Raw genomic sequence first — 15,015 nt, 5'->3', positions numbered from 1 at the left:
CCAAAACAGGTACAATGGATAAGTATGCTATCATTTTCTTAAGAAATGCTCCCTGTTCGGATACTCCTGCCTGAATGCCGCCAGTGCGGCACTCTGAAGTATGGCAAATTCCTTGTCCATGTGCAGCATGTGCGGCGCGTCAAATGCGATGGAGCTTATCTGATCTGCGATCTTCTTCGCCACGCCCTCATCCGAGAGCTGCCCCATACCAAATGCTATGGATGTGAAACCTCTGCCGCCTCTGCTCACCTCGATGAACTTGAGAAACGCATTCTTGAGTTCATATAGCAGTATCTCCTGTTCCTCGGCACTTCTTCTGTCTGCGTCGAACAGACAGAGCTTGCTTATGATCTCCACAGCCTGTTTCTTTTTCTGACCTCCGATGTCAACAGAACCGCCCTCCGATATGTATTTGAGCTCCATAAGGCAGCCCACAAATGCATCATTCTTCGGCTTTCTCTTGCCATATCTCGCCGTCCACAATCTCTGACGGAAGGCAGTAGACGAACCGGCGCTGTCACCGTCCATATCCGTGCTGTTATTTTCCAGCAGTTCAAGTCTCTTATCTGCATCCGTCTCTCCGTAAAATTCTTCTATCCAGCTATTTCCCATATGCATCCTTCCCGAATATATAATTGGATCTGTATCTCTACATCAATTCTTGATAATTTTTCCAGACAGATCTTCTCCAATTATATATGCTTTTAATTCACGATTGTTTACTCATGTATCAGTTGGTTACCCTTATCTGAGCAGGAAATCATCCACGCTGTCAACATCGACCTTCCAGTAAGGCGACACGTAATATTTGCCCTCTTCAAGATTATGACCATCAAGGCTGTTTCCCTTGAAGAGATCAACTGCCAACCGCGCTATCTCTCCCGCCTGGGCCTCCTTGTCATTGTAAACTGTTCCCTGCATGTTTCCCTGCTTTATCGCCTGGAGAGCATCATCAAGTCCGTCTATTCCAAAGATCACAGGCCATTTGTCCCGGCTTATACTTGAGTTATCGTACGCCTCAACTGCGCCCAGTGCCATCTCATCATTGTTGGATATGACAAGCTCTATCTGACTGCCATACTGACTTATAAGCTGAGTCATTCTGTTCTCCGCCTGACCTCTGTTCCAGTCTGCAAACTGATAACTGAGCTTCTCAAGATCCACTCCCTTATCCATGATGGTCTTCACCGAACAGTCGGTTCTGCTTATGGCATCCTGATGTCCGGCCTCCCCCTCCAGAAGAACATACTGTATCTTGCCATCACCGTTGCGATCCACTTCGCTGTGCTTCTTTATATAATTTGCCGCAATCTCACCCTGCATATCACCGGATTCTTTTGCGTCACAGCCAACATAGTAGAGCTTTTCCCACTGCATCAGGTCATCACGCACCGGCTCTCTGTTGAAAAAGATCACTGGTATATCACTCTGCCTTGCTGACTTGATAATATTTGCCGGTGCGGTTCTGTCTACAAGATTTACACACAGCACATCGCAGCCTGCATCTATCATCTCATCAACTATCTCATCCTGCTCACGCTGATCATTATCACCACTTCTCACCGATACTATCACATTCATGTCTGTGGTCTCCATAGTCTTAAGCTGAGATTTCACCTTTTCAATCATGGCATTTATGAATGGATCATCTGCTGTATAAGTGACCACCCCGACTCTCATGGTTTTGTTTGATTTTTTATTGCTGCTGCCGCAGCCCATAAGCGAGACTATCATCGCAGCTGCCAGCAAAAGCACATATATTTTTCTTCGTTTCTGTCTACTCATATGAATATAAAAACCTCTCTACATCATCGGAGAACAAATCGTCACTGTATATTATCTTTATGCCCTCCTCCCGACTCTTCATCGTATACAATCTGCTGTTCAGACCCTTTACTACCTCTGTCACACTGGCATAGCCAACACCGTATCCATCCGGAATAACAAGGCACTTTATCTTGCCCGCATCAAGCAGCGCCACAGATTTTACGCTGGTCCCCATTCCATATATCTGGGCGCCATTGTACATACCGTTATCCGCATTCTCTCCTATCTCATCAATCGCATATGTGTCCATCACAACCATGTAGTCCACCTTTCCCAGAATATCCACAATGTCACATATGTTCTGATTGCCACATCGGCTGTACACCCAGCTCACCTCGCATCCGGTTCCTTCTATCGCATCCATAAGTCCTGCTTTTCCGCTCACACTTCCCTCTGTCTGGGAATATCCGGTTATAATGCCTATGCTTTTGCCACGGAGTCCGTCCGCATCATTTGCCCTGATCTGTTCTCCAAGGGTATATCCTATCTTGTAGTTATCAGGTTTTATCGTGACAAATCCCGAGGCGCCATCTTCACTGTATGCATCCTGGGTTATAAGTACAAATGGTACATCGCCAAGCTGTCCCAGCATATCCGATGTATCCTCGCCCGGTGCAGGACAAATTATGAATGCATCTACATCATTTTCAAGCTGTTCATCTATGAGTTCCTTCTCATCCTGGGCTGACTCGATATCATCGGTGTTGCATATGATAAGATGGACATCATTGACATTTGCTGATTGTTTTAGTCCATTTATAAGTCCATCCCACCTCTTATCACCGGAATTTGAAAGTATGACCGCTACTCTTTTCTGAGGCACATTTTCCCGGAATATCTGGTGTATAAAGAATCCGGCTATAACCACCAGAAACAGCTCCGCGATCAGAAAGGTTATCTTACTCTTCTTCATCTGTCACCATCCCCCTTCCAAAATCCTGCCTCTCAAGTCTCTCTCTGTTCTCCTCCGTATAAGGAATGGCTGGAATGTGAATGACAACCTTTGTTCCCTCGTCCGGCTCACTGTAAACCTTTAATCCATATTCGCTGCCAAACATCAGCTTTATCCTGGAGTGAACATTGATAACACCCACTCCGGAGCCATGCTTTGGCACCTTATTGTTGTCCACAAGGATGTTCCGGACAACATCCTCCGACATACCCATGCCATTATCCTCAACTGAAATGTAGATGTCATTGCCCTTCTTCTCACCGCGGACAGTTATCTTGCCGCCATCGTCCTCATCCATGTTGCCCACACCGTAGTATATTGCATTTTCCAGGATCGGCTGCACGATAAGTTTAACTGTACAATAGTCATTTATCTCTTCGTCTATGATAAATTCTGTAGCAAATCTTTCTTTATATCTTACCTTCTGTATGTTCATGTAACTCGTGCTGTGCTGGATCTCGTCCGCTATCCTTATGACAGTTCTGCCCTTTGACAGACTTATCCTCAGCAGCTTTGCAAGCTCAGATATCATAAATACTGCATCTGTATTTCTGTTCGCCTCCACCATCCATGTTATGGACTCCAGTGTATTATACAGGAAATGCGGATTGATCTGGCTCTGGAGAGCATCCATTTCACTCTTTCTCCGCTCATTCTGCTGTCTGATTATCTCCTGCATCAGAACCTCTATCTGCTCATAGGATTTCTTGACCGAATATCCCAGATGTCTTATCTCGGAGGATCCTCCAATATATATATCCGTGGTTCCACCTGTCTCATATGACTTTACTGATTCATTCAGCTTAAGTATAGGCTTTGAGATTTTCTTTGTTATGATCCTGTTCACCCACAAGAGCATCATAAGCAATATCACAACCGTAGTTATGATGTAATATCTGTACTGATTGATGCTGGCAGTCTGAACACTTTCCGGGACAACTCCTATGATCTTCCATCCAGTGTAGGCTATACTGCTGACAACAACATTTTCTTTGCCACCCGTCATCTTGATCTCATATGTACCGTCATCGTATACCGCTGCCTCTGTACTTTCCTCTGTGAAAAAGCCTCTGTCTATCTCTGCTCTTCGCGGATGGTATATGATATCTCCGTCACGGTTGCACAGATAATAATAAGTCTCACTTGAAGAATCATTGATCCTTGAAAGAGCCTCCTCGATCACGGAATACTTCATATCTATCAGAAGCACGCCGTTTACCGGCTTATCTCCATCATTGATATCAACAGAACGGCTGAGGGATATGACCCAATAATACCTGTTGGCGCCATCTTGAAACAGATCTTGTATATGAGGTGTAGAAAAGTGCATATTCTCTATATCTTCAGATGCATTCTTGTACCATTCCTGTTCCTCCACATTAACCTTATCCTTCTGCACTGCAACCGGCTCCGCAGCAACAAGCTTCCCGGAATTGTCGTACAACGCCATACTCTGCACTTTGTCAACATTCACCTCATATAAAAGGCTGAACTGTCTGCTGAACTCCTGACTGGAGATGTCATATTCCTGGATAATGTTATAATTCACTCCATTAGATATCTGTCTGATGCCTGCCAGGTCTGTATCCACTTTATCCACAGTACTCTCTATCATGCTTTCTGCATTCGAGACGGCAGTCTGCTTTATCGCAAGCTTGAATCTATTGTAAATAAGAAACCCCATAACAACAGTTGTGGTTATCGTCAGTCCTGTGAGCACCGCCATGATTATTGACTGTATGTCAAATCCTATAAATCTGCCATGATGAAACCAGCCTCGCAGCCTCGTGCGCAGAGAATATTTATTTTTCTGCTTTTTGCCCTGAGCACCCTTCTTTTTCTCTCTGATCTTCAAAACAATTCTACTCCCATTATTTTTTCTCTGCTCTACTTATTCCCCGTATGTTCAGTTCTGTACTTTGATGGCGACATTCCAAATCTCTTCTTGAACACATAGCTGAAGTAATTTGCATCCTGATATCCCACCTGCTCTGCTATCTTATAGCTTTTCTCATTTGTCTCAAGTATGAGATTGGCTGCGTGATCCATCCTGTAATCCGTCAGATACGAGATAAATGACTTGCCTGTCTCCTTCTTGAACACCGATGAAAAATACGAATTGGACACACCAAGCTCTGAGCACACCGTATCCAGCGACAGATCAGGCTCCATATACCTGCCAACTATCATATTCTGGGCATCCGTTACCATTCTTCTGGATGTGTTATTTCTGGCATTTTTCAATTCCTCGCTGATCGCCATAGATGTGTCTATGAGCCATGCTGTGAGTGTGACTTCATCCATCTCCGGAACCTTCTCATATGGGTTACTGATTCCACCTGAAAAATTGTCAAAATCTATAAAATTATTTGCGCAGAATCTGTAGAATGTTCCTACCATCTCCATGAGTGTCAGCTTGTACCTGTTCATGGTCTGTGCAGATCTGTGCAGCTTCTCTATCTCATCATGTACTGCGCCCTCAATGGCATCTCTTTTGCCAAGATATATTGACTTGATAAGCTCATGCATATTTGCATCTTCATACTGTACTGCTGCCTTCTGCTCCTTCGGTGCGATCTCAGCAATGTTTATAGCCCTCTGGGTTCCGTATAAAACCCTGTATGACACAGCTTCCCTGGCACCCTCATACGAATTGTTGATATTCAGAAGACTGTCGCACACTCTGCCAATCCCGGCAGTAACCACTGCGCCCATGACTCGGTAAGCCCATCTGCAGAATCTGTCACAGGCATCCGTCAGCTCCGCCATGGCATCCTCTGAGGCTATCTCGATGATGAGCACTGTGTTGCCCAAGTATGTAAATACCTGGCATGTCCATGTATCAGCAATTCTGTCCTTGATCTGCTGTTCCACCGACATTGACAACAGAAGTGGGTTCATTCCATCTGGAACGTGATGCTCCGATGTATGAAAAACCGCGCAGCAATAAAATGGTCCCTTCATATCTATCTGGTATGCTGCAAGGAATTTCTCATAATCCGACTCGCTCACTCTGCCCTCTATCAGGGATACAAACAGATTTGTCTGAAGAACAGGCAGAGATGCATTGAAATAATTTGCAAGCTTTTCCACATTCAGCTTTTCCTCCCTCTCCTTGTCCAGAGAGTTCTTGACCCTCTTCAGGCAGTCTGAAAGTTCTAAGGCATTTATAGGCTTGAGCATGTACTCCTCTATCTCAAGGTGCACTGCCTCCTTGGCATACTCAAACTCATCAAATCCTGTGAATATGATGATGTGTATATTCTGATAATCATTGTTAAGTCTCCTGGACAGTTCGAGGCCGTCCATGTATGGCATCTTGATGTCCGTTATGACCACATCCGGCTGCAGCTTCTCCACCAGTTCAAGAGCCTTAACACCGTTGTTGGCACTTCCCACAACATCAAACCCAAGCATATCCCAGTGGATCTTTCTCTCTATAACATCTATAACCTCTTCCTCGTCATCGACAAGGATAACCTTGTATTTATCCATATAACAGAAATCCTTTCTATATATCAAATGCCACCCAGTTCACCGGTCTTTTCCAGCAGTGTAATTATATCAAATACCGCAGAGAATATCTGTACTTTTATTATTATTTCTTCATCTATACCGTCAAGAAATTTTCCTCACCTGTCCGTGACTCGAAACCTTGCCTGTTTCCAGCTTAGGATCCAGCTTGTTTCCGGCTGAACATCTTGCCCTCCCGTAATCTGGAATATTTTCCCTATCTCCAACAAAAATAGCTGCTGTAGGAAAAAATTGTAACTTTTCTCTCCCCATATAGCCCTTACAGGAAAATAGAACGAAGGAAGCGGCTGCGTGATTAGGTGGCATGCATAAAAAAGTGGCATAGATGCAGGAAGGCGTCCGCCAATCCACATGCCTTGCGTCATGCGTGCACTTCGTGCACTTCACAAGGAATCCTCCCGCTTATGCGGGCCCCTCCTTATGAAAAAAACCGCTCAATCCATCTTGTAGACGATCCGAGCGGCTTTTTATATAAAGGTTTTGTGAGAGTTAAATTTGTTGTTCCTTACTTCTTCTGTACATACTTGAGACAGTCAAGAGTTACAGCGGCAAGGATGATGATACCTTCGAATATGAACTGAAGGTTTGTATCAATACCAAGAATGGTAAGTGAGTAGGTAAGTGATGTGAAGATAAGAACACCAGTTACAACACCGGAGATCTTACCGATACCACCTGTGAATGAAACACCACCAACAACGCAGGCTGCTATGGCGTCCATATCCCAGCCCTGTCCATAAGCTGCACTACCTGAACCAACCATTCTGTTACACTCAAGCCATGATCCGAATCCGTAAAGGATACCGGCAAGGATGAATGCGCCAAGTGTTACCTTGAAAACTGATATACCTGAAACTGCTGCTGCCTCTGGGTTTCCACCTACAGCGTACAGATTCTTACCAAATGTAGTCTTGTTCCAGATGAACCATACTACTACGATTGCAACTACTGCCCAAATGATAATAGTTGGGAAGTTTCCTATTGTTGGGATGAACATATTTGGTATTGCTGAATCAATAGCACCAAACGAAACACCCTTTGTCGCATATGTTACAAGTCCGAAGATGATCAGCATGTTCGCCATTGTTGAAATGAACGGATGCATCTTGTACTTCGCCATGAAGAAACCTGCAATACTTGAAAATACTGTTGTGAGGATAATACATGCAACAAGTGCAAATAGTGCTTTTCCTACAACCGGCATACTTGAGAAATCAAATATGTGTCCAAACACACCACCTGTATTTGCACCATTGTGCATGATAATGGTAGCTGTAACCATACCCATACCAACCATACGTCCAATCGAAAGATCGGTACCGGTCAGGAGGATAAGTCCCGCAACGCCGAGTGCCAGGAACATTCTAGGTGATGCCTGCTGAAGTATGTTCAGTATATTGGTAACTGTGAGGAGCTGTGTGTTCTTCACAATTGGAGTGATGATACAAAGTGCAATGAATATCAACACGATTACTATATACAGACCGTTCTTGTAAAGGAACTGTGTTGTGTTGAATGTGTACTTGTAATTCTCAAATTTCTGTGCTCTGCTCTGCATGAATGTGTACTTGGACATTCTAAGGAGATCTATCAGATGATACTTGTGTGAAAATGCATCATGCTTTCTGTCCTTAATCTCCTGAAGTCTTGACTCATGTGTCATCTGTGCATCAAAGAGCTTGTTCTTGTATACATATTTCTCGTCCTTGATCTCCTCCGGATCAGAGAGTTTTGCAAGTGTCTGCTCATGCTCTGTCTTGAGTGTTGCCTTTACTCTCTCATAGGACTCATTTTCTGCTGCCTTCTCAGTCTCGCAGCTTGCCACTACTTTGCTGTAGTACTCGCTGTCATAATGCTCCTTAAGGTATCCCTCTGCGTCAGCGATAAGCTTTGCAACCTTATCCTTATTGGCTGCCTCAACTGCCTTTGCCTTCTCCAGGGCTGCCTTATCCTTTGCGATTATGCTATCCTTTTCTTCCTTTGATAAATTCTTATCTTCCTTTGCGATAGCTATATGGTTCTTCAAACTACGAACCTTGTCAGATCCATCAACTCGAAGTTCATCGATCTGAGCCTGTATCTTTCCAACATATTCATCAATCGGCTTGAGGAGTTTTTCCTCTGCATCAGCCGAAAGGATCATATTTTTATCTGCCATATCCATGCTCCTCTCTATTACAAATATTTAGCACTAAGTCTTAACAATTCTTCCTGATTAGTCTCCTTGGTATTTACAATTCCGGCAAGGTGTCCATTTGACATAACACCTATACGGTTTGTGATACCCAGGATCTCCGGCATCTCAGAGGAGACAACTATGATAGTCTTGCCCTGCTTTGCCATGTTGATTATAAGTTCATATATTTCATACTTGGCTCCTACATCGATACCTCTTGTAGGATCATCCATCATGAATACATTTGGTGAACGCTCAAGCCATTTTCCGAAGATAACCTTCTGCTGATTACCACCGGACAGGTTGGCGATCATATCGTCAGGTCCCATACACTTGGTGTGCATGACCTTGATCTCCTCAGCTGTGGCACGAACCATGCTGTCATGTGACAGTGCCACGCCGCTCTTGTAGTGGTTCATATTTGCAATGGTGGTATTGAAGGTGATATCTGCCTTGAGGAAGAGACCATTTGCCTTTCTCTCCTCAGTGATGAGGGCAAATCCGTGATCCATAGCATCCTTTGGACCGGTGAAGTTCATGATCTTGCCACCATACATTACATTTCCTGCTGCTCTTGTACGAATACCAAATATAGTTTCCAGGAGCTCTGTACGACCTGCGCCAACCAGACCATAGAGACCGAATATCTCACCCTTCTTCACATCAAATGTGATGTTCTGGAGCTTCGGTGCATACTTTGTGGAGAGTCCCTGTACTGAGAGGATCGTCTCACCCGGCGTATTGTCGACCGGTGGGAATCTGTTATCAAGTGAACGACCAACCATGGCTGATATAAGCTCATTCATGTTGGTGTCCTTGCTGTCCTTTGTCATGACCAGACTACCGTCTCGGAGAACTGATATCTGATCACAGATCTCGAATATCTCATCCATCTTATGTGAGATGTAGATCAGGGAAATTCCCTGCTCCTTGAGCTGTCTCATCATCTTGAAAAGCTTTGCAACCTCAGGTGCTGTCAGTGATGATGTAGGCTCATCAAGTACGATTACCTTGGAATTGTACGAGATAGCCTTTGCGATCTCACACATCTGTCTCTGGGAAACTGACATTCTCTTCATCGGCTGTGTAAGATTGACCGTTATACCCAGCTTTCTGAACAAGTCTGAAGCTTCCTTCTTCATACGGCCCTCATCGATGACTCCAAGAGAGTTCTTTGGATAACGTCCAAGGAACAGGTTGTCAACAACGCTTCTCTCAAGACACTGATTTAATTCCTGATGAACCATCGCAACTCCATTCTCGAGTGCATCCTTAGGGCCAGAGAAATTTACTTCTTTTCCATCTAATATTATTGTGCCTTCGTCCTTCTGATAGGTTCCGAAGAGACACTTCATCATTGTCGATTTACCGGCACCATTCTCACCCATAAGTCCCATGATCGAACCAGGTTTAACATTCAAATTAATATGGTTAAGGACCTTGTTTCTGCCGAATGATTTGCTCATGCCTTGAATCGATAAGATGTATTTATTCTTATCTTCTGCCATATCTCTACTTCCTTTCATTGAACATCAGCCCATTAATAGTCGCCTTCGGCGAGGGCTGATGCTACATATCAAGTTTTCATAGAAAACTTGATACATGCTCTTAGTAAAAGAAGGGTATCAAATGTTTAGTCTGACACCCCTCTGAGTTAAATCATTTCCTATTGATCAATCATCCAGGTAACTTATATTACTTAGAGAGAATTGATGTGTATGATGCTGCATTGTCTGTCTTAACCATGTTGATTGCAAATGCATCGTACTCGCCTGGGTTACCAAGACGGTTTGTGATGTTAGACTCTGTCTGTCCATCACCACCGATGTAATCTACATTCAGGTTAAGAAGGTCATCGTAGTTCTGAAGAAGTGGCTGGTATGTTGAGCTCAGGAAGTTATCTGAAGCGTTGTAGATATCAAGCCATACCTTCTTGCTTGGGCTCTTGCTTGAGTCAAGCTGCTTTGAAACCTTGTCATAAACCTTTGTTGAATCTGTGAAATCCTGATAGTTGTCTGCTGTTACTGCCACATTCAGTGCGTAGTATGATCTCTCGTCTGCGCTGTATCTGTAGTCAACACCTTCCTCAAGCTGGTTTCCAGCCTCGTCTGCTGTACCGATACCAGTATCAACATCTACACCATCAAGTGCGTTACGGAGAACTCTCAGTGTCAGGTAAGCCTGAACATCTGCATGCTGTGAAATTGTTCCGCCGTAGCCCTCTGCAATTGCTGCAACTGCATCGCTGTTAGCATCGTATCCAAATGTAGGAACCTTGTTGTCCTTTGCCCAGGCATTGAACATTGACATTCCCATACCATCGTTATTTGAAACAACTACATCGATCTGATCACCAAATGATGCTGTCCATGTTCCTATTGCATTACCAGCTGTAGCTGCATCCCATGTAGCTCCTGCTGAGTTCTTCATCTCCTGTGATGCAAGCTCTCTGATCGTATATGTCTTGCCATCAACATCAAGCTTAGCATCCTGTACTACTGTTGCCTTACCATCTACGTTTGTTCCGGCTGGTGTTGAATCAACTGCTCCGTTTGCATCAACTCCTGTGCCAAGTGCTGAACGAACACCTCTTGTACGTGCGATTGAATCATTGTGTCCGATATCACCGATTGCAAGTACATATCCGATGACTCCATCACCGTTACGATCGATCGTTGCTGCATTTGCCTTGATGTAATCAAGAACCATCTGGCCCTGGAGCTCAGCACCCTGATTAGCATCAAATCCTACATAATATGTGTCCTTGTTGTAGCTAAGAGCGTCCTTGTCAAGCTCTCCTGTTGAACTGTTAGATGGCTGACGGTTGAACCAGCAAAGTGGCTTGTCCTTGTTGGCTACTCCACTGCTTGAGCTTCCGCCACTTGAGCTTCCGCCTGATCCACATCCTACCATTGATAAAGCAAGTGTTGCAGCTGCTGCTACAGCTAAAATTCTTCTTTTTCTCATATTACATTCCCTCCTGTTCTTTGAACATCAGCCCATTTGTAATTGCCTTCGGCAAGGGCTGATGCTGCATGTTAAGTTTTCTGAAACTTAACACATCCTTTGGCTTTGTGTGTTTTATTTTTTCGTCTTGCCTCATTGACTGTACTCATTATAAGTTGATACGGGATTTGAAAGAATAGAATATTTTTGGATTAATTAGCAAAATTTTGTGATTTATTGATTTTTTTATAGATATTTTTACCAATTCACACTGGTTAATAGTTATATGTCAGGTGTATTTTTTGCTTAACACGGGTAAAATTGCATATTGAGTTGGGCAGTTTTGACTCATTCTCGGCATTTTAGTTTTAGTGGAATCTTCTATAACGGCTTGTTTTTATCTTTTTGTTGTTGTTTCGTAGGTTTGTGCATAAAATTATCTCCTTTTTGCTAGAGCGTGGGTTCGACTCACCCACGCTCTTTTTCAGGCTTACATATTCACATTCAAGTAATTTCCACAATAAGGACATTTGCTGGAATATCCAGTCGCTGCACGGAAACTCGAACCACAATTCGGGCATCTGACCGCCACAAGTCTCAGCTTATCCGGCGCCACCGGCTTGTCGTCCATGAGCTCTTCTTCACCTGGAAGCCTCTCATCCCTTACTGAATCCGGATCATAGCCGTATTTGCCGTTGTACTCGAATATATCTATCGTCAGACCTATCGGGTACATGCCGGCACCCCTTGTGAATCCAGTTGGTATTATAGCCTCCCGCTCGACATGGTAGCTGTCAAAGTAATGCACGATCGTGTCCATCATATATGTATTGTTCACCTTAACAGAAGTATTCTCTGTGTATCCATATATCTTTGCAGGATACTTCACACCTTTTTTTACTATCATCTTCTTGTTGTGGACCAATATCGCCACCACTATATCCATGCCCCCACCGATCAGTAAGAAACCTCCCGGAAGGCTCAACATAGCCAGGGGGAATTTTCCCGGCTCCGCCACAATTGCAAATATAATTCCCACGAAAACGCCGACAGCAAGGAATATACTGCCAACCAAAACCACTATCTTATGAGCCGCATTCATACTATTTCTTCCTTTCTCAAATATCTGCAAAACCCACCGATTCTCTGCTCATACCATGTCTACATCACCATCTGCCAGATTATGTACAATACAAGCAAGTGTCCCGGATAAAATGCATAACAGAAGTATTTAAACCACTTCTTATGGTATCCCAGTTTTCCATTGTATAGCCATATCACCGGCAATGCGATGAGCGCAAACGCCTGCTGCGGGAATTCAAAGCTATGTCCCGCTATACTAAATGTATAACAATATCCACTAAGCAACTGTGCATTGATATAATACATACACACGAGCTGTGCTATCAATTTCCATGGTTCCTTGCCCCGGAACAGATAGAACATTATAACCATGACAACTCCCGCTCCATAGAAATCAACCATGGTGATCGTTCCTATCACATATCCCACAAGAGTCACAACAATCGCAACCGGGATCCACAGCCATACCTTGCCCGTTTTCCTCACCTTGTCTATCAATGCTATCAGCAGTAATCCTATAAGGAATGTCCAAAGTACATTCTGATGAAACAGATACAGGACACTGTCTCCGGACACAAGATCAAATGGGATTTCAGATATCACCGCAAATACCAGCATTCTGCACAGATATCTGCGGAAATTACTGGTGTGATAAAATCCTTCAACTATCATGAAGGCAAATATCGGAAATGCTATTCTTCCTATGCACGTAAGTATATCTACATACGGAAACAACGTTGCCCACATGTGATCACTTAGCATGCATGTCATCGCAATGATATGCAGCATACAGGAGCTGAATACTCCTGCCTTTATATTCCAGGACTTTTTCCCCGGATCAATCATTTTACCATTCTGTATATCCGTCATATTGGTTCCTCCTTTTTATATGACTTCGTCATATTGGTTCCTTCTCTTTATAATGTGCCGCCAACTCCTTCGCCCTTGTTAAATCCGAAGATGGCACAGCATATCAGATCTATGATAAACAATACCGACAATGTGATACATATAATGTTCTGCACTTTTTTGCTCTTGGAATTCAGAAATTCACTGAGCTTCGGTGCCGCTATATACACTCCAAACAGGCTGCCCAAACCAAATGCAAGAAGTCCCACCAGACATATTCTTCCATTTACATTAAGAAACTCGTTCTTGTAGTCCCAATACTGTGAGTTAAAGAAGAAATCCAGTGCCCAGCTCGCTATAAATTCTATGATTCCACATACCACCATAGCCATAGCAAACAGCTTTGCTTTATCTGCCTTGAAGCGGTCAAGCAGGAATATAATAGCAACGCCGCCGACTCCGTACACAGGCAGCCACGGTCCATACATGGTTCCACGGTTTACAAGAACATGATCCATAACTATATAGAGTACGACCTCCCACAGCCATCCTATAAAACAGAACACAAAGAAGAAGAAAATGAAGTCCCTGAGACTGTATTCACTCTTCACCTTCATTCCCTCAGGCACCTCGACCGCGACATCCTGGAGAATATAGGCTGGTTTAGTCCATACCTCAGCAACTCCCGCGTCTCCTGCCGACTGATAAGCAGCCTCGATAACCTTTTTGTTATATGGTGCAGCATTGAATGCTTCCTCGACAAAATTTTCCACACCTATATTCTGTCTGAACCAGAAGTACATCTCCACATCAAGCTCCATCTGAAACGGTAATGCTACCAGAAGTCCTGCAACCGGTATAGCCTTGATCATCCACACGTGGATGCATGACAGATCCGTCAGGAACATTTTCCACTTATAGCCTCTCGTCATCTCCCTTGACATGTTCTTCGCATCTCTCCACTTGAGTCTTGGATTCTCCGCCAGGAGATATGGAACCATCCTATACTGATAATACTTGTACACACCACCGATTATCGTGAGCCACCAGAGTGTCATAACAACATTGTAACAGAACATGACCCACATAAGTCTGAGTAAATAATGTCTGTGGAAAGGTGCAAACATTCGGTTGACGGACACCTTGTCACTGTATCTGCACTCCATGGCATAACGGCATTTGCCCACTATCGCCGCACTCTGTATAAAGAAATGGACAACAGCCATGATAAGAGCAGATATCAGGAGCATCACTATGACCTCGCCGGGATTTCTCTCCACATATGCCGTGTTGGCGCCTAAAAGCTTGATGATCCAGGTCTGCTTCGCCGTCACCGAGTCTATCACACGGGCTACTGTCTCGGCTTTTTTCTCCGACATATGCTCAATCATCGGCATATTCTTTACATACTCCTTGAGTATGGTCACATTGTCAGCCTCATGCTCGGTCTCCTGTCCAAGCACCTGATCTATTCCCTTCACGAATTTTGTCTGGGAAGAATCATCTACCCCAAGATAAGAGAAAATAAAACACACAGCGACCATAGCCATCCAAGCCATAAGTCCCCGCTTAAATACCGTGTTCCACGCTCCTTTTCTAAGCTGTTTCCTGTTCCAAGTCATTATAATACATTCTCCCTTATAGAATT

The 15,015-nt window shown here is 43.9% G+C and carries 12 protein-coding genes; all 12 read right to left on the bottom strand.

Features of this window, described 5'->3' with window-relative positions; all coding sequences use genetic code 11:
• Positions 1 to 30 precede the first annotated feature (30 nt).
• On the bottom strand, positions 31 to 612 hold the full coding sequence (locus tag GT575_RS03200) for a DUF6553 family protein (RefSeq protein ID WP_161171468.1): 582 nt from the start codon (positions 610 to 612) through the stop codon (positions 31 to 33).
• Positions 613 to 744: 132 nt separating this feature from the next.
• Positions 745 to 1,785, bottom strand: coding sequence for a galactose ABC transporter substrate-binding protein (locus tag GT575_RS03195; RefSeq protein WP_161171467.1), 1,041 nt, complete (start codon positions 1,783 to 1,785; stop codon positions 745 to 747).
• On the bottom strand, positions 1,778 to 2,740 hold the full coding sequence (locus tag GT575_RS03190) for a substrate-binding domain-containing protein (RefSeq protein ID WP_015534391.1): 963 nt from the start codon (positions 2,738 to 2,740) through the stop codon (positions 1,778 to 1,780). The genes GT575_RS03195 and GT575_RS03190 overlap by 8 nt, the downstream gene beginning before the upstream one ends.
• Positions 2,727 to 4,634 (bottom strand): cache domain-containing sensor histidine kinase, encoded by a 1,908-nt coding sequence (locus GT575_RS03185; RefSeq protein ID WP_161171466.1) that lies wholly within the window; start codon positions 4,632 to 4,634, stop codon positions 2,727 to 2,729. The genes GT575_RS03190 and GT575_RS03185 overlap by 14 nt, the downstream gene beginning before the upstream one ends.
• A 32-nt stretch (positions 4,635 to 4,666) precedes the next feature.
• A complete protein-coding gene (locus GT575_RS03180) occupies positions 4,667 to 6,274 on the bottom strand; it encodes a response regulator (protein ID WP_161171465.1) in 1,608 nt (535 codons plus the stop codon).
• Positions 6,275 to 6,397: 123 nt separating this feature from the next.
• A complete protein-coding gene (locus GT575_RS03175; RefSeq protein ID WP_161171464.1) occupies positions 6,398 to 6,565 on the bottom strand; it encodes a hypothetical protein in 168 nt (55 codons plus the stop codon).
• 253 nt (positions 6,566 to 6,818) lie between these two features.
• Positions 6,819 to 8,471: a galactose/methyl galactoside ABC transporter permease MglC gene (locus tag GT575_RS03170; protein ID WP_022217415.1), complete on the bottom strand. Its 1,653-nt coding sequence runs from the start codon at positions 8,469 to 8,471 to the stop codon at positions 6,819 to 6,821.
• Between the two features lie 17 nt (positions 8,472 to 8,488).
• Positions 8,489 to 9,997 carry a sugar ABC transporter ATP-binding protein gene (locus tag GT575_RS03165; RefSeq protein ID WP_015534393.1) on the bottom strand — a complete coding sequence of 503 codons (1,509 nt, stop codon included), beginning with the start codon at positions 9,995 to 9,997 and terminating at the stop codon, positions 8,489 to 8,491.
• Between the two features lie 187 nt (positions 9,998 to 10,184).
• A complete protein-coding gene (locus GT575_RS03160) occupies positions 10,185 to 11,456 on the bottom strand; it encodes a substrate-binding domain-containing protein (protein ID WP_015534394.1) in 1,272 nt (423 codons plus the stop codon).
• 469 nt (positions 11,457 to 11,925) lie between these two features.
• Positions 11,926 to 12,537 (bottom strand): zinc-ribbon domain-containing protein, encoded by a 612-nt coding sequence (locus GT575_RS03155; protein WP_022217413.1) that lies wholly within the window; start codon positions 12,535 to 12,537, stop codon positions 11,926 to 11,928.
• A 59-nt stretch (positions 12,538 to 12,596) separates the two neighbouring features.
• Positions 12,597 to 13,388 carry a TraX family protein gene (locus GT575_RS03150; RefSeq protein ID WP_055280362.1) on the bottom strand — a complete coding sequence of 264 codons (792 nt, stop codon included), beginning with the start codon at positions 13,386 to 13,388 and terminating at the stop codon, positions 12,597 to 12,599.
• Between the two features lie 47 nt (positions 13,389 to 13,435).
• Positions 13,436 to 14,989, bottom strand: a complete 1,554-nt coding sequence (locus tag GT575_RS03145; protein WP_161171463.1) for a DUF975 family protein — start codon at positions 14,987 to 14,989, stop codon at positions 13,436 to 13,438.
• Between the last annotated feature and the right edge of the window lie 26 nt (positions 14,990 to 15,015).

Source organism: Coprococcus sp. BIOML-A2, assembly GCF_009875795.1.
In the GTDB taxonomy this organism is placed as follows: Bacteria; Bacillota; Clostridia; order Lachnospirales; family Lachnospiraceae; genus Coprococcus; species Coprococcus aceti.
The sequence above is the reverse complement of the archived record's forward strand: the minus strand, read 5'-3'. Positions and strand labels throughout refer to the sequence as shown.

Excerpts from the sequence above, each read along its gene's own strand:
- GT575_RS03175 (WP_161171464.1), bottom strand. The coding sequence starts at position 6,565 with ATGGGGAGAGAAAAGTTACAATTTTTTCCTACAGCAGCTATTTTTGTT.
- GT575_RS03170 (WP_022217415.1), bottom strand. The coding sequence starts at position 8,471 with ATGGCAGATAAAAATATGATCCTTTCGGCTGATGCAGAGGAAAAACTC.
- GT575_RS03150 (WP_055280362.1), bottom strand. The coding sequence starts at position 13,388 with ATGACGGATATACAGAATGGTAAAATGATTGATCCGGGGAAAAAGTCC.
- GT575_RS03165 (WP_015534393.1), bottom strand. The coding sequence starts at position 9,997 with ATGGCAGAAGATAAGAATAAATACATCTTATCGATTCAAGGCATGAGC.
- GT575_RS03190 (WP_015534391.1), bottom strand. The coding sequence starts at position 2,740 with ATGAAGAAGAGTAAGATAACCTTTCTGATCGCGGAGCTGTTTCTGGTG.
- GT575_RS03160 (WP_015534394.1), bottom strand. The coding sequence starts at position 11,456 with ATGAGAAAAAGAAGAATTTTAGCTGTAGCAGCAGCTGCAACACTTGCT.
- GT575_RS03195 (WP_161171467.1), bottom strand. The coding sequence starts at position 1,785 with ATGAGTAGACAGAAACGAAGAAAAATATATGTGCTTTTGCTGGCAGCT.
- GT575_RS03200 (WP_161171468.1), bottom strand. The coding sequence starts at position 612 with ATGGGAAATAGCTGGATAGAAGAATTTTACGGAGAGACGGATGCAGAT.
- GT575_RS03180 (WP_161171465.1), bottom strand. The coding sequence starts at position 6,274 with ATGGATAAATACAAGGTTATCCTTGTCGATGACGAGGAAGAGGTTATA.
- GT575_RS03145 (WP_161171463.1), bottom strand. The coding sequence starts at position 14,989 with ATGACTTGGAACAGGAAACAGCTTAGAAAAGGAGCGTGGAACACGGTA.
- GT575_RS03155 (WP_022217413.1), bottom strand. The coding sequence starts at position 12,537 with ATGAATGCGGCTCATAAGATAGTGGTTTTGGTTGGCAGTATATTCCTT.